This window comes from Pseudomonas sp. HMSC065H01, assembly GCF_001815235.1.
Taxonomy (GTDB): Bacteria; Pseudomonadota; Gammaproteobacteria; order Pseudomonadales; family Pseudomonadaceae; genus Pseudomonas; species Pseudomonas aeruginosa.
Window position 1 is genome coordinate 39,312 of record NZ_KV819916.1, and the last position, 18,490, is coordinate 57,801.

The following is an 18,490-nucleotide window of genomic DNA, read 5'->3' on the forward strand; positions in this document are numbered from 1 at the left end:
GTAAGGCCAGCGATGCTGGCCTTGGAATGTGGTGGAGCTAGACGGGATCGAACCGTCGACCTCTTGCATGCCATGCAAGCGCTCTCCCAGCTGAGCTATAGCCCCAAAGTACCGCTGGATCGCTTCACTTCGTTGAGTTCGTCGTGAAGACGGGGCGCATACTAAGGGTGAGGCTTGAGGCTGTCAACATTATTTTTCATCGAAACCTAAAAAATTTTACCGGAAGAACAATCACTTACCTCCCCTCCCCAAAAAACGAGGCCCGCAACTGGGCGGGCCTCGTCATCGACTGTAGAAGAAAGCCGGTCAGCCGGGAATGGCGTCGCGGATCTTCTCCCATTCCTTGGTTTCCTTTTTCGACGCCCCGCCCAGCAGCTCCAGGGCCTGGCGCAAGCGATAGCGCGACAGGTCGGCGCCAAGGATCTCCATGGCGTCCAGCACCGAAACCGAGCTGGCATGCCCGGTGATGGCCGGGAACATCAGCGGCATCACGTCGCGCAGCTTGAGCTGGAGGTGTTCGGCGACAGCCTGGATGCAGCCGGTGATGCGTTCCTTCTCCCACTGGCGCAGGGATTCGAGTTTCCACAGCACCAGTTGCAGGACCTGGCGGACCTGGGTCGGATCGAGCTTCTTGTGTTCGAACAGCGAAGCGTCCAGCGGCACCCCGCCGCTGAAGAAGAATCCGGCCAGCGGCGCGATCTGGCTGAAGTTCTCCACCCTTCCCTGCACGTGCGGAGCGATCTTCATCAGGTATTCGGGATTCAACGCCCACTTCTGCACCTCACGGGCGAACTCCTCCACGGACTGCTCGCGGATCCACTGCCCGTTCAGCCAGGAGAGCTTCTCCAGGTCGAAGATCGGTCCGCCCAGGGAGACGCGCGACAGGTCGAAATGCTCGATCATCTCGGCGAGGGTGAATTTCTCGCGCTCGTCCGGCATCGACCAGCCCATCCGCCCGAGGTAGTTGAGCAGCGCCTGCGGCAGGTAGCCCATGCGTTCGTAGAAGGTGATAGAGGTCGGGTTCTTGCGCTTGGACAGCTTGCTCTTGTCCGGGTTGCGCAGCAGCGGCATGTAGCACAACTGCGGCTGCTCCCAGCCGAAATACTCGTAGAGCTTGATCAGCTTGGGCGCCGACGGCAGCCACTCTTCGCCGCGCAGGACGTGGGTGATGCCCATCAGGTGGTCGTCGACCACGTTGGCGAGGAAGTAGGTGGGCAGGCCGTCGGCCTTCATCAGCACCTGCATGTCCATGCGATCCCACGGAATCTCGACATCGCCGCGGAGCATGTCCGGCACCACGCAGACACCCTCGGTCGGCACCTTCATGCGGGTGACATGGGACTCGCCGGCGGCGAGGCGGCGCTGCACCTCATCCTTCGGCAGGTGCATGCAGTGGCCGTCGTAGCGCGGGGTTTCCTTGCGCGCCATCTGCTCGGCGCGAACCGCATCGAGGCGCTCGGGCGTGCAGAAGCAGGTGAAGGCATGGCCCTTCTCGACCAGTTCGTCCGAATACTTCTTGTAGATGTGCCCGCGCTCGCTCTGCCGGTACGGGCCATGCGGGCCGCCGACGTCCGGGCCCTCGTCCCACTCGATGCCGAGCCAGCGCAGGGCGTCGTAGATCTGCTGCTCGGACTCCCGCGTCGAACGCAGCTGGTCGGTGTCCTCGATGCGCAGGATGAACTGACCGCCGTGCTGACGCGCGAAGCACAGGTTGAACAGCGCGATGTATGCGGTACCGACGTGCGGGTCGCCCGTCGGCGACGGGGCGATGCGAGTACGAACAGTGGTCATGGAGACTCTCTTGCCAAGCGGAAGTTAAAACGGAAATTCAGGGGCGCGATGTTATCAGGCGGGCCGCCTCCGGCTCCAGTAAACGACCGGTGTCGGCCGGCAGGCGGCTGATCAGGAAATCGAGGAAGGCCTTGACCTTCATCGCCTGGAAACGCCGCGAAGGATAGACCGCATACAGTTCGCCGACCGGCAACGGCACGTCCGCCAGCAAACGCACCAGACGCCCGCTGTGCACGCTCTCCGCACAGATCAGCGCCGGTAGCGCGGCAATGCCGGCACCGGCGACCACCGCCTCGCGGGCGAAGGTGATGTTGTTGCAGGACAGCACCCGCTGGCAGGGCAGGCTGTCTCCGGAAAGCGGCCAGTAGCGCTGGGAGTCGGTGGACAGAAGGACCGCGCGATGCCCGGCAAGCTCGGCCACCGATGTCGGCGTGCCGTGCGCCGCCAGGTAGTCGGGGCTGGCGCAGAGCCAGCGGCTGGTAGAGAGCAGGCGACGGGCCACCAGGGTGGAATCCTCCGGCTGGCCGACCATGATCACGATGTCGACGCCCTCCTGCAGCGGATCGACGCTGCGCGAGGCCAGCTCGACCTCGGCGGTGATCTGCGGGTACTGGCGCATGAAGTCGCCCAGCAGGCTGGCGAGGAACATCTGGCCGAACTCTATCGGCGAGGTGATCCGCAGCAATCCCGACGGCGCCTGCTGCAGCTGCATGACCGCCTGCTCGGCCTCGGCGAAATCGTGCATGATCTGCCGGCAGCGCTCGTAGTAGGCCTGCCCTACTTCGGTCAGGCGCAACTTGCGGGTGGTGCGATTGAGCAGGCGCACGCCCAGGCGCTCCTCCAGCAGGGCGATGCGCCGGCTCACCGTGGACTTCTGCATGCCCAGGCTCTGCGCGGCCTGGGTGAAGCTGTGGTGCTCCACCACGCGGGTGAAGATCAGCGCATCATCAAGCCCCATTATTGTTCCCTATAAGCAACAAAGAGTCCGAAGTGTAGCGCCTATAACGTCCGGCGGAACACTGCTAGATTGGCCGAATTTTGCCGACGGAACACTCCACCCATGCCCGCCCAACTCAAACGTCGCCTGACCGTCTTCCTGGTGGCCGTCGGCCTGATCGCCCTGGCCTTCTTCCTCCACTGGTGGTTCATCGGCCGCCACGTGGAAAGCACCGACAACGCCTACGTCCAGGGCGAGATCACGCGGGTGGCCAGCCAGTTGGGCGCGCGGGTCGAGGAAGTCCTGGTGCGCGACAACCAGCACGTGGACAAGGGGCAGCTACTGGTACGCCTGGAAGACGCCGACTTCAAGCTGGCCGTCGAGCGCGCCCAGGCCGCGCTGGCCACCCGCGAGGCGGAACTGGCCCAGGCGCGCAGCAAGCTGGTGCAGCAGGGCAGCCTGATCGCCGCCAGCGCCGCCGACGTCAACGCCAGCCAGGCAACCCTCGGCCGCGCACAGATCGACCTGAACCGCGCCGAAGCCCTGCGCAAGCCCGGCTACGTTTCCGAGGAACGGGTCACCACCCTCACCGCCGACAACCATGTGGCTCGCTCGCAACTGGCCAAGGCCCGCGCCGACCTCGAGGCACAACGCGTCCAGCGCGACACCCTGGGCGCCGAGATCAAGCGCCTGGAAGCGCAGATCGCCAGCGCCCGCACCGAACTGGCGCAAGCCGAAATCAACCTGTCACGCACCCTGATCCATTCGCCGATCAACGGCCTGGTCGGCCAGCGCAGCGCACGCAACGGCCAGTACGTGCAGGTTGGTACCCATTTGCTGTCGCTGGTGCCGGACGAAGACATCTGGGTCCAGGCCAATTTCAAGGAGACCCAGGTCGGCCGCATGCGCGACGGGCAGAAGGCGCGCCTGACCTTCGACGCCTTCCCCGACACGCCTATCGACGGCCGCATCGATAGCCTGTTCGCCGCTTCCGGCGCGCAGTTCAGCCTGCTGCCACCGGACAACGCCACCGGAAACTTCACCAAGGTGGTGCAACGCATCCCGGTGAAGATCGTGTTCGAGGCCGACAACCCGCTGCATGGCCGCATCCGCCCCGGCATGTCCGTCGAAGCCGAGGTCGAGCTCCGTGACCGCTGAGGCGCTGGCCCGGCCGCTTGGCGAACCGACCCGGCGCGACTGGATCGCGGTGCTCAGCGCCATGCTCGGCGCATTCATGGCGGTGCTCGACATCCAGATCACCAACTCCTCGCTGAAGGACATCCAGGGCGCGCTGGCGGCGACCCTCGAGGAAGGCTCGTGGATCTCCACCTCCTACCTGGTGGCGGAGATCATCATGATCCCGATGACCGCCTGGCTGGTGCAGCTGCTCTCGGCACGCCGCCTGGCGGTGATGATCTCGGTGGGCTTCCTGGTGTCCTCGCTGCTCTGCTCGTTCGCCTGGAACCTGGAAAGCATGATCGTGTTCCGCGCCATGCAGGGTTTCACCGGCGGCGCGCTGATTCCGCTGGCGTTCACCCTGGCCCTGGTCAAGTTGCCGGAACACCACCGTCCGAAGGGCATGGCGCTGTTCGCCATCACCGCCACCTTCGCGCCCTCCATCGGACCGACCCTGGGAGGCTGGCTGACGGAAAACTTCGGCTGGGAATACATCTTCTATATCAACGTGCCGCCGGGCCTGTTGATGATCGCCGGGCTGCTCTACGGCCTGGAGAAAAAGGCGCCGCATTGGGAACTGCTGAAGAGTACCGACTACGCCGGCATCGTCACCCTCGGCATCGGCCTGGGCTGCCTGCAGGTTTTCCTCGAGGAAGGTCACCGCAAGGACTGGCTGGAGTCGCAACTGATCGTCAGCCTCGGCAGCGTCGCCCTGTTCAGCCTGGTCCTGTTCGTCATCCTGCAACTGTCGCGGCCAAACCCGCTGATCGACCTGGGCATCCTGCGCAACCGCAACTTCGGCCTCGCGAGCATTTCCAGCATCGGTCTGGGCATGGGCCTGTACGGCTCGATCTACGTACTGCCGCTGTACCTGGCACAAATCCAGGGCTACAACGCCATGCAGATCGGCGAGGTGATCATGTGGATGGGCATTCCCCAGCTGTTCCTGATCCCGCTGGTCCCGAAGTTGATGAAGCTGGTCTCGCCGCGCCTGCTCTGCGCCGCCGGCTTCGGCCTGTTCGGCCTTGCCAGCTTCTTCTCCGGGGTGCTCAACCCGGACTTCGCCGGACCGCAGTTCAACCAGATCCAGCTACTGCGCGCCCTCGGCCAGCCGATGATCATGGTGACCATTTCGCTGATCGCCACCGCCTACCTGCAGCCACAGGATGCCGGCTCGGCCTCGAGCCTGTTCAACATCCTGCGCAACCTCGGCGGCGCCATCGGCATCGCCCTGCTCGCGACCCTGCTCGACAGTCGCGCCAAGGTGTACTTCGACTATCTGCGCGAAGCCCTGGTGCCGACCAACCCGCAGGTCGACGAACGCCTCGCGCAACTCGCCGCGCAACTGGGCAGCCAGCAGGCGGCGCTGGGCAAACTCAGCGAGATCACCCACCAGCAGGCGATGATCATGGCCTACAACGATGCTTTCCATGTCATCGGCATGGTGCTCGCAGTGAGCATGCTCGCGGTGCTGCTGACCCGCTCGCTGCCGGCCGGCATCGGCGCCCGCGCCGACGCCGGGGCTCACTGAGGTTCAGACGTTGACCAGGCGCTCGCGCAGCGTCTGGATCTCGTCGCGCAGTTGCGCCGCCGCCTCGAACTCCAGGTCGCGGGCCAACTGGTACATCTTTTCCTCCAGTTGGCGGATGCGCTTGCTGATCTCGCTCGGCGAGCGCAGTTCGTTCTCGTAGCGCCCGCTCTCCTCCGCCACCTTGGCCACGCCCTTGCGCTTGCCGCGCGCGCCGGGCACCACGGCGCCTTCGAGAATGTCCTTGATGTCCTTGCGCACCCCCTTGGGCACGATGCCATGGGCTTCGTTGAAGGCGATCTGCTTGGCCCGACGCCGCTCGGTCTCGTCGATCGCACGCTGCATCGAGCCGGTGACGTTGTCGGCGTAGAGGATCGCCTTGCCGTGCAGGTTGCGCGCGGCACGACCGATGGTCTGGATCAGCGAGCGCTCCGAGCGCAGGAAGCCTTCCTTGTCCGCGTCGAGGATCGCCACCAGCGACACCTCGGGCATGTCCAGGCCTTCGCGCAGCAGGTTGATCCCCACCAGCACGTCGAACGCACCGGCGCGCAGGTCGCGGATGATCTCCACTCGCTCGACGGTATCGATGTCCGAGTGCAAGTAGCGCACCCGCACGTCGTGATCGCCGAGATAATCGGTGAGGTCCTCGGCCATGCGCTTGGTCAGGGTAGTCACCAGCACCCGCTCGTCCTTGGCCACACGCTGGCGGATCTGCGAGAGCAGGTCGTCCACCTGGGTCATCGCCGGACGTACCTCGATCTCCGGATCGACCAGCCCGGTGGGACGCACCACCTGCTCGATGACCCGCCCGGCATGCTCCGCCTCGTAGGGGCCCGGGGTGGCGGAGACGAAGATGGTCTGCGGACTCACCGCCTCCCACTCTTCGAAGCGCAGCGGCCGGTTGTCCAGCGCCGAAGGCAGGCGGAAACCGTATTCCACCAGGGTCTCCTTGCGCGAGCGGTCGCCCTTGAACATCGCACCGACCTGCGGAACGCTGACGTGCGATTCGTCGATAACCAGCAGCGAGTTGGCCGGCAGGTAGTCGTAGAGCGTCGGCGGCGGCTCGCCGGGGGCCCGCCCGGAAAGATAGCGCGAGTAGTTCTCGATGCCGTTGCAATAGCCCAGCTCGAGGATCATCTCCAGGTCGAAACGGGTGCGCTGCTCCAGGCGCTGCGCTTCCACCAGCTTGTTGTTGTTGCGCAGGTAGTCCAGGCGTTCCTTGAGTTCGGCCTTGATCTGGTCGACCGCCTCCAGCAGCGTCTCGCGCGGGGTCACGTAGTGGCTCTTGGGGTAGAAGGTGAAGCGCGGCAGCTTGCGGATCACCTCGCCGGTGAGCGGATCGAAGGCCGAGAGGCTTTCCACCTCGTCGTCGAACAACTCGACACGAATCGCCTCGAGATCGGATTCGGCCGGGAAGATGTCGATCACATCGCCACGCACACGGAAAGTCGCACGGGCGAAATCCATGTCGTTGCGGGTGTACTGCAGGCTGGTCAGTCGCCGCAGCAGTTCGCGCTGGTCGATGCGGTCGCCGCGGTCCAGGTGCAGGACCATCTTCAGGTAGGACGCGGGATCACCGAGGCCGTAGATGGACGACACGGTGGCGACGATGATCGCATCCGGACGCTCGAGCAGCGCCTTGGTCGCCGACAGGCGCATCTGCTCGATATGGTCGTTGATCGAGGAGTCCTTCTCGATATAGGTATCGGAAGACGGGACGTAGGCCTCCGGCTGGTAGTAGTCGTAGTAGGAAACGAAGTACTCCACGGAATTGTGCGGGAAGAACGTCTTGAACTCCCCGTAGAGCTGGGCCGCCAGGGTCTTGTTCGGCGCCAGGACCAGGGTCGGGCGCTGCACCTGGGCAATCACGTTGGCGATGCTGAAAGTCTTGCCAGAGCCCGTCACCCCCAGCAGGGTCTGGTGCGAAAGCCCCGCCTCCAGCCCCTCGACCATCTGCCGGATGGCTTCCGGCTGGTCGCCGGCGGGCTTGAAGCGCGAGTCGAGTTGGAACGTATCCATGAAAAACCTCGCAGGGAGCTGTGACGCCAAGGAAAATCCGGCGTCAGAAATAGCTGAAAGCATGCACCTAAATGTCGCCGCATGCATCAAGGGGTGTCTATAATAACCCCCCGTTTGCGCAACCCTTTGCGCCCCCGCATAACGGGTTGCGTTGCCCTCCTCTCTTCACACTCCGAGCAGCCGCAAAATGAGTCTGTTTTCTGCCGTCGAAATGGCACCGCGTGATCCCATCCTTGGCCTGAACGAAGCCTTCAACGCCGATACCCGTCCGGGCAAGATCAACCTGGGCGTGGGCGTGTACTACAACGAGGAGGGGCGCATTCCGCTGTTGCGTGCCGTGCAGGCTGCCGAGAAGGCCCGCATCGAGGCCCACGCGCCGCGCGGCTACCTGCCGATCGAAGGGATCGCCGCCTACGACCAGGGCGTACAGAAACTGCTGTTCGGTAACGAGTCCGAGCTGCTGGCCGCCGGCCGTGTGGTCACCACCCAGGCCGTCGGCGGCACCGGCGCGCTCAAGCTCGGCGCCGACTTCCTCAAGCGCCTGCTGCCCGACGCCACCGTGGCCATCAGCGACCCGAGCTGGGAAAACCACCGCGCACTGTTCGAAGCCGCCGGCTTCCCGGTGCAGAACTACCGCTATTACGACGCCGCCAGCAATGGCGTGAACCGCGCCGGCCTGCTGGAAGACCTGAATGCCCTGCCGGCCCGCTCGATCGTGGTTCTGCACGCCTGCTGCCATAATCCGACCGGCGTCGATCTCGAGCTGGACGACTGGAAACAGGTGCTGGACGTGCTCAAGGCCAAGGGCCACGTGCCGTTCCTCGACATCGCCTACCAGGGCTTCGGCAACGGCATCGAGGAAGACGCCGCCGCGGTGCGCCTGTTCGCCCAGTCGGGCCTGAGCTTCTTCGTTTCCAGCTCGTTCTCCAAATCCTTCTCGCTCTATGGCGAACGCGTCGGCGCCCTCTCGATCGTGACCGAAAGCCGCGATGAATCGGCCCGCGTGCTGTCCCAGGTGAAGCGGGTGATCCGCACCAACTATTCGAACCCACCGACCCACGGCGCCAGCGTCGTCTCCTCCGTGCTCAACAGCCCGGAACTGCGGGCCCTCTGGGAGCAGGAACTGGGCGAGATGCGCGACCGCATCCGCGACATGCGCCTGGCGATGGTCGAGCAACTGGCAGCCCACGGCGCCAAGCGCGACTTCAGCTTCGTCGGTCGCCAACGTGGCATGTTCTCCTATTCCGGCCTGACCGCCGACCAGGTCGAGCGCCTGAAGACCGAGTTCGGTATCTACGCCGTCAGCACCGGCCGTATCTGCGTCGCCGCGCTGAACAAATCGAACCTGGAGACCATCACCAAGGCCATCGTCCAGGTCCTGTAGGGAAAATGGGGAAGTCATCGGGAGAGGCTTGACTTCCCCTTTTTAATCAGTAACATACGCCTCGCTGTTCCGCGATAGCTCAGTCGGTAGAGCAAATGACTGTTAATCATTGGGTCCCTGGTTCGAGTCCAGGTCGCGGAGCCAAATTCAAAGCCCTCGGCACATGCCGGGGGCTTTTTCGTTATCGGGACGAAAGTTCGCCCCTTCAGTCGCACCTCACTCGATGACGATCCGCGCCCGGTTCTTCTCCAGCAACGCCGGGCCTACCCCTTTCACTTCCAGCAGTTGATCCACCGAGACGAACGGACCATGGGCCGCACGATACTCGAGGATCGCCCTGGCCTTGGCCTCGCCGACACCGTTGAGCCCCCGTATCAGGGCGGCCTCGTCGACCGTATTGATATTGACCTGCTCCCCCGGCGACACGGTCGTCGCAGGTGTCGTTGCGGCCAGCGGATTCTTGGCGACGGCGACCGGTGCGGCGGAAGCCGAAAACGGAAGACAGGCGAACAGGATGAGAAGCAGAGCGGATTTGATTAGGTGCATGGGTGCACTCCTTCAGAGATGAATGACCACGTAGAGGGCTTCATGCCCATCCACGAAACCACCTTATCGCCGTGGAACGCACCTGGATCGACAGCCCCAGCAAAGCAGTCGCTTCCTGGTCCGGCACCGGAAACATCGTACGGAGAAAACAAAAAAGGCCGCTAGGCGGCCTTTTCCGGAGAACGATGACTCAGGGTTCTCGCCGCCTCTGGCGATAGATCCAGTCGACGATTTCACCGTCAGGCGCATAGCCGCTGACGGTTTCCCGCAGCAACTGGCGAACCCGCGAGTAGTCGTCCTTCTCCACGGCGGCCAGCAACTGCTCCAGCACGACCTTGAAGGCCTCCCAGCTCAGGTGTTCCTCGTTGGCCCGCATGATCATCGGATGGTCGGTGGGATTCACGTTGTCACCGATCAGCAGCTCTTCGTAGAGCTTCTCGCCAGGACGCAGGCCACTGAACTCGATGGCGATGTCACCATGGGGCGAACGCTCGGAACGCACGCTCAGGCCGGACAGGTGGATCATCTTCTCGGCGAGCTCCAGGATCTTCACCGGCGGCCCCATGTCCAGCACGAATACATCTCCGCCCTGCCCCATCGAACCGGCCTGGATGACCAACTGCGCTGCCTCGGGAATGGTCATGAAGTAACGGGTGATGCTCGGGTGGGTGACCGTCACCGGGCCGCCGCGCTTGATCTGCTCGCGGAACAGCGGAATGACCGAACCGGACGAACCGAGGACGTTGCCGAAGCGGACCATGGTGAAACGGGTCTTGTTGACGTGATGCACGTCCTTCCGATCGCCGAACAGCACCGGTGCCGATTCGTTGCTGAGCGCCTGAAGGACCATCTCCGCCAGGCGCTTGGTGCTGCCCATCACATTGGTCGGTCGCACCGCCTTGTCGGTGGAAATCAGCACGAAGTTCTGCACGCCGACCTGCACCGCGGCCTGCACCGCATGCAAGGTGCCTATCACGTTGTTGAGAACGCCCTCGGCGATGTTGTGCTCGACGATCGGCACATGCTTGTAGGCCGCCGCATGGTAGACGGTATTGACCTTCCAGGTACGCATCACGTCCACCAGGCGCTCGGGATTGCGCACCGAACCGAGGATCGGCAACAGGTTCACCGAAAGCGACTCGCGCTTGATCCGACGCTCCAGTTCCTGATGGATGCTGTAGAGGTTGTATTCGCTGTGCTCGAACAGGATCAGCACGCTAGGCGAACAACTCATGATCTGCCGACAGAGTTCCGAACCGATAGAACCGCCCGCCCCAGTCACCATCACCACCTGACCGCGGATGCACCGTTCCAGCAGCTCCTTGCGCGGTGCGACGCTGTCGCGCCCCAGCAGGTCAGCGATGTCCACCTCCTGCAGGTCGTCCACCTTGACCCGGCCGCTGGCCAGGTCCATGAAGCCGGGCATGCTGCGCACGTGCAGCGGGAACGGCTCCAGGGACTCGAGAATCTCTCGGCGCCGGGCCCGAGTGGCGGAAGGAATCGCCAGGAGAACCTCCTGCGCGCCCGTCTCGTCGATCATCTGGCGGATATGCTTGGCGGTATAGACCCGCAGACCGGCGATGACCCGGTTGGCGATCTGCTTGTCGTCATCGATGAACGCCACCGGACGCATCGCCCGACCGAGACGCAATGCCGCAACCAACTGGTTGCCGGCCGCCCCCGCGCCATAGATGGCCACCCTGGGCAGGCCATCCTGGCGATTGAGAAATGGTACCGACTGCACAGCAGAGTACCAGTCGCCCATGAAATACTGGCGCATGGCCAGACGCAAGCCGCCGATCAGCAGCATGCTCAACCACCAGTAGTTGAACACCAGGGAACGCGGCACCACCGCCGGCGGGGAGCGGTACCAGTAGACCAGCAACGACAGGACCAGCGCGGAAATGGTGACGGCCTTGGCGATCGCGATAAGGGCGTCGTTGCCCAGGTAGCGCATCACCGCCCGGTACATGCCGAAGCGGATGAACAGGGGAATGGCCACCAACGGGGCGGCGATGAACAGCCAGGCATGGCCCTCGAAGGGGCTGATCATGTCTTCCGTGCCCAACCGCACCAAGAATGCCAACCAAAGGGAGAGCCAGACCAGCGCTACGTCGGCAAGGACCTGCAAGATCCTTTTATAACGACGCGGCAGCCCCAGCAGTCGAACACGCAAACCATCTATCATCCAGCTCTCCCCACTCCTTTCTAAACAGCTCACAAGCGTAACCAGATTAGCAAATCCAGATAGAGACAAGCACTGAAACGTCACACCAGGCCTGGGTTAGGCTCAAGAGGGGTGCGAAAGGTTCCAGAAGTCAAACCGTCTCCAGCGATCCGGCACGAAACCTCACGGCAATCAAGATCAGAGGCAAGTATGCAACAAACACACCTAGTAGCGCATCGACCATTCCCAAGCCAACTGCCAGAGCAAATGGAAAGAGCCAGAGAACATTTATGAAGAAAACTCCCAAGGTGACAGGCAAATGCTTTCCGAAGTATCGAGATGCGTACTGATACGCATGACTCCGATGGGCTTCATAAATGCGATCCCCACGAAGAAGTCTTCGTAATAAAGTAAATGTTGCATCGACGACAAAAATACCCAGAAGAATCAGCCAACTCCAAAAAAGCTCCGGGGCCACCCATGCTGCTTTGACGGAAAGCGCCCCCAGAACGACACCCAGGAATCCGCTTCCCGCATCTCCCATGAATATCTTTGCCGGAGGGAAGTTCCAAATCAAAAAGCCCAGAACGGCACTTGCAAGCACGGCAAGAACCCAAATCCCTTCATTATCCAGCCCCTTTCCCAGGCAGAAAAGAAGCAGTACACCGCCAAGGCAAACGGTTATGGCTTCTATACCGGCAATTCCATCGATTCCATCCATGAAGTTATAGAGGTTAAGCATCCAAACCAAGTATATGGCGGCCAATATATGACCAAACCACCCCATATCAAGGGTGGTACCTAGAAGAAGCAGCGGAGGAAAACCGCCCAGCCAATAAAGTATCCAGGATGCAGCTGCAAAATGCCCGAGAAGCCTCCAGCGGGCAGCGATATGTCCATGGTCGTCAAGGAAGCCAATAGTAGCGATACCAAGGCCCGCCCCGAATAATGCAATCACAAAAGTCCAATCGGCAACCCCTAAGAAACCCAGAAGCAGTATTGCCAGCAAAAAACTTATCACTATAGAGACGCCTCCTCCCCGTGGAGTAGGCATGGAATGGGAGCTACGGTCGTTGGGTACATCAATCACGCTATTGGCCAGCGCATATCTCCGCAAAATTGCCGTCAGCAGGAAAGCCAAGGCAGCTATTATAGGAAGAATAATTATTAAATTCATTCTTTAGAATCCAGAAAGTGGCGCGCCGTCTCCTTCAAAGCCTCATCGACGTTCAAAGGTGGATGCCAAGCCAAAAGTTCTTTTGTCTTGCTTATATCAACCTGCAAAGACCCAAGCAATCGCTGGGAGAAAGCACCCTTACCAAGCATTCTTGCTATAAACTTCATAAGAAAAACAGGCACAGGAAGCAGCCGGGCAGGCGCACCCAATGCAATCCCCATGCGTTTTAAAAGTTCTCTCGTGGAAAGATCTTCATCGTCGCTTACCAAAAATACTTGATTCGCGGCCGAAGGGTGCTCAAGGCAGGAGGTGATCAAATCGACAAGATTGGTCAACGCCACCAAGCTTCTTCGATTGTCAACCAGAAGGAAGGGAAGCGGAATCCTCTTATTAATAACCTTCATCATGTTGAGAAAATTGGCTTTGACGCCTGGACCATAAACCAAGACCGGGCGAATTATAACCACCTCGATTCCAGTTCTTGCTGCCAGATCCAGAAGACCTCTCTCCGCCTCTAGCTTAGACAGGCCATAGGGGTCAATCGGCCGGGGTTCGTCATCGGCTCTGTATGGACGCCCATCCTCTGTAGCTTCTCCATTGACCTTTATTGAACTGATAAATATGAAGCGCCGTACCCCCTTGCTCGCAGCCTGTCGCGCCAAGTTCAAGGTTGCCTCCACATTCACCTTGCGGAACTCCTGAAGTGGATCGGCAAGCGTTTCATTCATCACATGGACGCGCGCCGCGGCATGAATAACGATATCTACCGCCTGCAAGGCCTCGGACCAGTCAGTATCGGGACACAGGTCACCAGTCAATACAGACCGTACAGAAGAAGGAATGCGAGAGGATGTGCTTCGTGCAGCGGCAACGACTCCATGCCCCAGACGCTGCAACTGCTCCGACAAAGCCCTTCCAACAAAACCTGAGGCCCCTGTCACCAGGATTCTGCTCATGAGTCTCCCCTGTCTTTCTCCAGCAACCGTGTATATTCTCCAATCAAAAGATTGCTAATACGTTGACTGGAAAATTCTTTCTCCACTCGAATCCGAGCCTTTTCCCCCAGTTCCTTGCAGAGTCGCTCATCACCTAATAGCTGATCGATTGCCGCAGCCAACGCTTGAGAGTTTTTCACTGGCACAAGCAGGCCTGTCTCACCATTGACAATGGCATCGCTCAGACCATAGATATCCGAACCGATAGTCGGCACCCCCATGGCCGCGGCCTCGATCACCACAGTACCGAAACCCTCCCTGTAGCTAGGCAGGAGCAGCATATCCGCTATAGCCATGAACTTTTCCGGCTCATCAGAAAACCCCAAAAGAATAAGTCGCTCCTTGAGATCACTAGAAAAACCGGCCAAAAGCTCTTCTTCGCTCATCTCATGCGGCCCAAGGAGCATAAGAAAAACATCATGATTTCCGACTAAGCTCTCAAAAGCCGCCAATAACTCCAAAACACCCTTGTCTTGAGTAAGACGCCCAACAAAAAGCAGAGTCTTCGAGGCTCTTCCGATACCCAGGGAAGCTTTCAGAGAAACTCTTTCATTCAAGCTATAACGCGAAGCCGCGAAACGTTTCAGATCAATTCCGGCAAGCGACCCTTCACCAATAACCGAGATATCGTCATCATCTGCAACACCGCTATCGATGATGAATTTGCGCTGCGAAATACTATCCGCATAGCAATGAGTATTGAGAAGCGCTATAAGCTTGTCACTGCCTTTGGAAAGAAGATATTTCAAACCTTTTAAACCCACCCAAGGCTGCCCCGTAAAAGTATGCAAACGGATGGGCACGAAGGCAAGCTTTCCTGCTAGCGCACATAACAAACCTGCCTTTGGAGTGGTAGAGTGAACGATGTCAAACCGCTCTTTTCGAAAAAATCGCCAGAGTTTATACAAAGCCAGGAGATCGCTAAGCGGAGAAATTTTTCTTGGAATTACAATAGAAGCATAACGGCAATTATCAATATTTTTAGAAAGCTCTTTTTCACTAGCAACAATCGTGATCTCGGCCCCCGCATGGGCAAGTGCGGAAATTTGAGCTCTCAATTGGGTCTCAACAAAAAAAGTCACAGTAGAGACCCTGGCGATGCGCACGCCCTCAACCCCCTTTGAATTGAAATAGCTCAACGCCGGCCTTCCTTATCGAGAATAACTTCAGATATTTCTTTTGTTATATCACGGCTAGGCACATAACCTAATATATGGTTCAACTTATTGCATGAGTAATGAGTGCGCGCCACCAAGGAATCTATACGAGATGATGTCAGAGGAAACATCTTTATCCCCGAAAAAACGAAGGCGATCATTCTCGCCAACGCTTCTGGGAAGCGCAAAAAAGGTGGAGAGACTCCCTGCAATCCTGCCATCGCCTCCACTAGGCTCTCTTGTGTGCAATCATTGGAAATATTGAATATCTGATTCTTCGCTCTTTCCTCAAATGCGCAGAGCAGAAGTGCCTCGACAACATCGTCAACATGTACATAGGTAGAAACTGATCCTGGGGGCCCCACATAGAAAAAACAGTGCGCCTTGATCAATCGCGCCCATTGACGCAACGACCCGTTTGGCATTCCTGAACCATATACATTGGACGGCCGCAAAATAGAATAGCTGAAAACACCATTTTCGACGGAAGACATCACCAGTTCATCGGCAATCGTCTTGGTGCATTCATAAACTCCTACCGGAGCAGAAGCGGTTTCCTCCGTGACAATACGCTCGGAGTTGGCCTTTTCCAGAACAGGACCGTATGCACCCACACTGCTTAGTTGGACCCAATGCACTGGTATACCAGATTGGCGAGCACTTCTTTTCGCAGCAATGATCAGCCGTTCTGTTGCCTCGACGTGAAGAGCATGCATCTTGCTCTCATCCTGAAGCTCTCCGAGGCAGTTGAGAATAACCGTACAGTCGGACACCAGGAAGTCGAGATCGACCTCACTGTTGAGGAGGTCGACTTTCACACAATCAATCCCAACGATGGATTGCATCTTCCTTGAGGAGATTCGGACATTCATACCCCGCTTCCGCAGCTCCGAAACCACCTTGCTTCCAATGAAGCCGGCACCACCAGTAACCAAAATGTTCATGTTATATCCCAATGACTATCTCAACTCGCCTCGGCCCCAACTATCCCAATAACCCTTGGGCAGCCAAGTCTCGAATGGATCAGATACTAGTTCAATGTCTCTCTTTATATGTTTCAAAGGAAAGCAAGAAATCCCTCTTTCTCTCAAACTTTTAAAGAAGACCCCATCCCTGCCTACAAGAATTGTAACGTCATGGCCAGCCCGCCGAGCCCCATGAGCGAGGTCAAGCAAGTGTACATTGGCATCTCCCATGAAGTCCGAACGATTCAAGATATATGTGATCTTCAAAATCACTCCATCCTTGTTATATCGCAAGCTCCTACAAAAGCCTCAGATGTATGATTTTAACTTAATCAAATCAAGTTCTTGAGGTCCATCTTAACAGCCTAATATGAATCCAATGGAGCAACGGCGAAGCATAAACAATAGCTCGAAGCTTATCGACAAGAGGAATATTCTTGAAGAAGAGAATGCTGAGAATGGATCGATTTGCACGAAGAGTTTCTAAAGCAGCGAGCTTAGCCAACGAAGCGGAGACCGCTACCGAGAGCTCTCCCCTGTATCTCTCTAGATAAACACTATAAACAATGGATCTCTTCGAAATCATTTCGTTTTTTTTAGAAAACCCAACATCTCTCTTTAAAGAATTATTATCATGCAAACGATATAACAGAGAAACAACTGGAACATGGATAACATTCACGTCTTCAGCATAGGTGGCGTGACACTTAATCCACATATCCTCATTTCCAAGAACAGGCGGAATAGGAAAGACTCTCTCAGCAAATCTTCTATTGAAAGCTATTGTCCCCCCCGAAAGAGAACCTAACTCTCTATCCTTAGGAAAAACCATTCCATCTAGGTACTTAGTTTTTGAAAAAGTTCTATATTTACAGAGAGTAATAAAGTTCTCATCTTGATCCAGTACTGGATCTACTCGCGCTCTCAAGGTGTTAGGTACAAGTTTATCGTCACCAGCCAACAACACCACAACACCTCCACTAGACCTCTCATAGGCAAAATTGAAGGCATTGTTCTTACCTTTTTTTTCATTCTTATAGCACTTGAGAAAATTATATTTATTCCGCAGCTGCTCCATCAACTGCCACGTCCCATCCGTAGAAAAATCATCAACACAGACGACCTCAATAGAAAGCTTTTCACCCTGCTCAGAAATACTTTGGAGAGCCTCTTCAAGATGCAAAACTTCATTATAGACCGGCATCAAAATTGAAACATCTACACCCATGTCCTTTATCCTCTATCGCTAACCGGGCTACTCATAATATATTTTGACTTTTTTGCGAAAGCCGAAAAAACGGGAAAAAATACACAAAAATATATCGCCAGAGGAATAACATTAGAGAACTGGCTTCTAGGAAGAATGATAATCACCGAAACCAGGCAAGCCGCCAGGCCCAGAAAAAATGAACTGGAAAGGGTCTTGTTATCTAGGGTTTTCAACAAGAAACCAAAGCATGCTGAAAAGGCAGAAAATAGAAAAACCTGCTCGAACGACCATATATAAAACGTACTAGGTAGGCTCCATCCCAAACCTAGCCCTCCGAGATATGTAACAGGATCGAGGTGATATGCAAGATAGTCTGCATAACTCACGTCTTGCATGCGCAAGTCATAGAAGATTGATGCAAGCCTAGACGCACCAGGGACAAAATTCTGAATCGTAGCCACCAGAGGATAGTCAGAAACCTTAGTAGAAACATCAAAGACCATCAAGGATATCCCCTGATCATATAGAAACTTGGAGACAAACCCTAACCAACCACTATCTAAATTAACGGCCAAACTTCTTGCACTTAAAGAGCCAAACAAAACCAGGCTGAGAAAAAACAAAGAAAAGGCAGCCAGTACGCCAAACCAACTGACCTTATGGTTTATTCCATATGCCCAGAGCAGCATGAATAGAGAAATAACAAACCCTCCTCGCTGTCCTGCGAGCAAAGACAAAAGCCCCATGACAAACAACGAGAGTATTATTATTTTCTTCTCACGCTCTAGACAAAATGAGTAGCTCAAACCAAGTGCAATATAGAAGAGGCTTTTAAAAAACTTACCACCGGCATAAGCCTCGCCCTGAAAAGAATATAGGGACAGATAACCATCAGATGACGAAATCACATAATTCCTGTATTCTACATACAGATTTATCGAGCAGATAATGACAACCAAGAAAAAGATAACCATGCGAAGCATGGGAGAGAAATGCCCCCCTCCTTCCTCTACACCGCCAGAACTACCTAGCTTAAACTTGATATCCCGCCCCAGCACAGCTCCCATATACATTGAAAACAGGAATATCATCGATAAAAAGCCAAGCCTCACCCCATCATAAGGAGCTAGTTTATATGTAGCAAAAAAGTCTATTGCAAAAATATCAACATCGGGATTCAATATTTTTGAAAAAAACCGCCCAAAAATGAACACAGCCGTCGATACAAAAAAAAGAACTGTCAAAGAGGTGGGCTTAAACCCTAAAGAAAGGAATGAGAGAAAAATATAAACAAAAAGCGCAAGCACTATAAAAGCTATCGAAAGCTCATCAACATAGGAGCTTACATCAAAACTAAAAAAGTAACAGACAAAAAGGAAAACAAGAATCAAGAAGCCAAAGAGCAAAGTTTTAGAGCTCTTGATCACAACGCCCCCTT

At 57.1% G+C, this 18,490-nt stretch carries 14 protein-coding genes and 2 tRNA genes; 4 read left to right on the plus strand and 12 right to left on the minus strand.

The annotated features are described in order from the left end of the window. Nucleotides 1-29 precede the first annotated feature (29 nt). From HMPREF3014_RS25425 to HMPREF3014_RS25435, 3 genes are all read right to left on the minus strand, one after another. Nucleotides 30-105: transfer RNA gene (locus HMPREF3014_RS25425), tRNA-Ala, on the minus strand. A 201-nt stretch (nucleotides 106-306) separates the two neighbouring features. Next, entirely contained in the window at nucleotides 307-1,791 is a 1,485-nt protein-coding gene (gene gltX, locus HMPREF3014_RS25430; protein ID WP_003104596.1) for a glutamate--tRNA ligase, read from the minus strand. Nucleotides 1,792-1,828: 37 nt separating this feature from the next. Beyond that, nucleotides 1,829-2,749, minus strand: a complete 921-nt coding sequence (locus HMPREF3014_RS25435; protein WP_023087148.1) for a LysR family transcriptional regulator — start codon at nucleotides 2,747-2,749, stop codon at nucleotides 1,829-1,831. A gap of 102 nt (nucleotides 2,750-2,851) precedes the next feature. On the opposite strand from HMPREF3014_RS25435, the gene HMPREF3014_RS25440 reads away from it, so the two are divergent. Together HMPREF3014_RS25440 and HMPREF3014_RS25445 are read left to right on the plus strand one after the other, a co-directional pair. Then, nucleotides 2,852-3,886 (plus strand): HlyD family secretion protein, encoded by a 1,035-nt coding sequence (locus HMPREF3014_RS25440; protein WP_003091421.1) that lies wholly within the window; start codon nucleotides 2,852-2,854, stop codon nucleotides 3,884-3,886. Nucleotides 3,887-3,935: 49 nt separating this feature from the next. Beyond that, nucleotides 3,936-5,435, plus strand: coding sequence for an MDR family MFS transporter (locus HMPREF3014_RS25445; protein ID WP_003130539.1), 1,500 nt, complete (start codon nucleotides 3,936-3,938; stop codon nucleotides 5,433-5,435). Nucleotides 5,436-5,438: 3 nt separating this feature from the next. On the opposite strand, the gene uvrB is transcribed toward HMPREF3014_RS25445, so the two are convergent. Next, entirely contained in the window at nucleotides 5,439-7,451 is a 2,013-nt protein-coding gene (gene uvrB, locus HMPREF3014_RS25450; protein ID WP_003104590.1) for an excinuclease ABC subunit UvrB, read from the minus strand. 187 nt (nucleotides 7,452-7,638) lie between these two features. Here uvrB and HMPREF3014_RS25455 point away from each other — a divergent pair, with 187 nt between their 5' ends. Both HMPREF3014_RS25455 and HMPREF3014_RS25460 read left to right on the plus strand, forming a co-directional pair. Then, a complete protein-coding gene (locus tag HMPREF3014_RS25455; protein WP_003104588.1) occupies nucleotides 7,639-8,835 on the plus strand; it encodes an amino acid aminotransferase in 1,197 nt (398 codons plus the stop codon). Nucleotides 8,836-8,903: 68 nt separating this feature from the next. Next, nucleotides 8,904-8,979, plus strand: a tRNA-Asn gene (locus tag HMPREF3014_RS25460). A 72-nt stretch (nucleotides 8,980-9,051) separates the two neighbouring features. On the opposite strand, the gene HMPREF3014_RS25465 is transcribed toward HMPREF3014_RS25460, so the two are convergent. From HMPREF3014_RS25465 to wzy, 8 genes are all read right to left on the minus strand, one after another. Further along, entirely contained in the window at nucleotides 9,052-9,381 is a 330-nt protein-coding gene (locus HMPREF3014_RS25465; RefSeq protein ID WP_003104586.1) for a ComEA family DNA-binding protein, read from the minus strand. 190 nt (nucleotides 9,382-9,571) lie between these two features. Continuing rightward, entirely contained in the window at nucleotides 9,572-11,569 is a 1,998-nt protein-coding gene (locus HMPREF3014_RS25470; protein WP_009313767.1) for a polysaccharide biosynthesis protein, read from the minus strand. 130 nt (nucleotides 11,570-11,699) lie between these two features. Then, on the minus strand, nucleotides 11,700-12,725 hold the full coding sequence (locus tag HMPREF3014_RS25475) for an MraY family glycosyltransferase (protein ID WP_009313766.1): 1,026 nt from the start codon (nucleotides 12,723-12,725) through the stop codon (nucleotides 11,700-11,702). Beyond that, the gene (locus HMPREF3014_RS33980; RefSeq protein ID WP_023087147.1) at nucleotides 12,722-13,681 is read right to left on the minus strand and encodes a UDP-glucose 4-epimerase family protein; all 960 of its coding nucleotides are present in this window, start codon (nucleotides 13,679-13,681) and stop codon (nucleotides 12,722-12,724) included. The genes HMPREF3014_RS25475 and HMPREF3014_RS33980 overlap by 4 nt, the downstream gene beginning before the upstream one ends. Next, nucleotides 13,678-14,859 (minus strand): glycosyltransferase family 4 protein, encoded by a 1,182-nt coding sequence (locus tag HMPREF3014_RS25480; protein WP_009313764.1) that lies wholly within the window; start codon nucleotides 14,857-14,859, stop codon nucleotides 13,678-13,680. The genes HMPREF3014_RS33980 and HMPREF3014_RS25480 overlap by 4 nt, the downstream gene beginning before the upstream one ends. Next, nucleotides 14,856-15,821, minus strand: coding sequence for an NAD-dependent epimerase/dehydratase family protein (locus HMPREF3014_RS33985; RefSeq protein WP_023087146.1), 966 nt, complete (start codon nucleotides 15,819-15,821; stop codon nucleotides 14,856-14,858). Before HMPREF3014_RS33985 ends, HMPREF3014_RS25480 begins: the two co-directional genes overlap by 4 nt. 358 nt (nucleotides 15,822-16,179) lie before the next feature. Further along, a complete protein-coding gene (locus HMPREF3014_RS33990; protein ID WP_004350976.1) occupies nucleotides 16,180-17,070 on the minus strand; it encodes a glycosyltransferase family 2 protein in 891 nt (296 codons plus the stop codon). A gap of 5 nt (nucleotides 17,071-17,075) precedes the next feature. After that, nucleotides 17,076-18,479, minus strand: coding sequence for an O-antigen polysaccharide polymerase Wzy (gene wzy, locus HMPREF3014_RS33995; RefSeq protein ID WP_170869074.1), 1,404 nt, complete (start codon nucleotides 18,477-18,479; stop codon nucleotides 17,076-17,078). Nucleotides 18,480-18,490 lie beyond the last annotated feature (11 nt).

Coding starts and splice junctions, on each gene's coding strand:
- gltX (WP_003104596.1), bottom strand. CDS start 1,791: ATGACCACTGTTCGTACTCGCATCGCCCCGTCGCCGACGGGCGACCCG.
- HMPREF3014_RS25435 (WP_023087148.1), bottom strand. CDS start 2,749: ATGGGGCTTGATGATGCGCTGATCTTCACCCGCGTGGTGGAGCACCAC.
- HMPREF3014_RS25440 (WP_003091421.1), top strand. CDS start 2,852: ATGCCCGCCCAACTCAAACGTCGCCTGACCGTCTTCCTGGTGGCCGTC.
- uvrB (WP_003104590.1), bottom strand. CDS start 7,451: ATGGATACGTTCCAACTCGACTCGCGCTTCAAGCCCGCCGGCGACCAG.
- HMPREF3014_RS25455 (WP_003104588.1), top strand. CDS start 7,639: ATGAGTCTGTTTTCTGCCGTCGAAATGGCACCGCGTGATCCCATCCTT.
- HMPREF3014_RS25465 (WP_003104586.1), bottom strand. CDS start 9,381: ATGCACCTAATCAAATCCGCTCTGCTTCTCATCCTGTTCGCCTGTCTT.
- HMPREF3014_RS25470 (WP_009313767.1), bottom strand. CDS start 11,569: ATGATAGATGGTTTGCGTGTTCGACTGCTGGGGCTGCCGCGTCGTTAT.
- HMPREF3014_RS25475 (WP_009313766.1), bottom strand. CDS start 12,725: ATGAATTTAATAATTATTCTTCCTATAATAGCTGCCTTGGCTTTCCTG.
- HMPREF3014_RS33980 (WP_023087147.1), bottom strand. CDS start 13,681: ATGAGCAGAATCCTGGTGACAGGGGCCTCAGGTTTTGTTGGAAGGGCT.
- HMPREF3014_RS33985 (WP_023087146.1), bottom strand. CDS start 15,821: ATGAACATTTTGGTTACTGGTGGTGCCGGCTTCATTGGAAGCAAGGTG.
- HMPREF3014_RS33990 (WP_004350976.1), bottom strand. CDS start 17,070: ATGGGTGTAGATGTTTCAATTTTGATGCCGGTCTATAATGAAGTTTTG.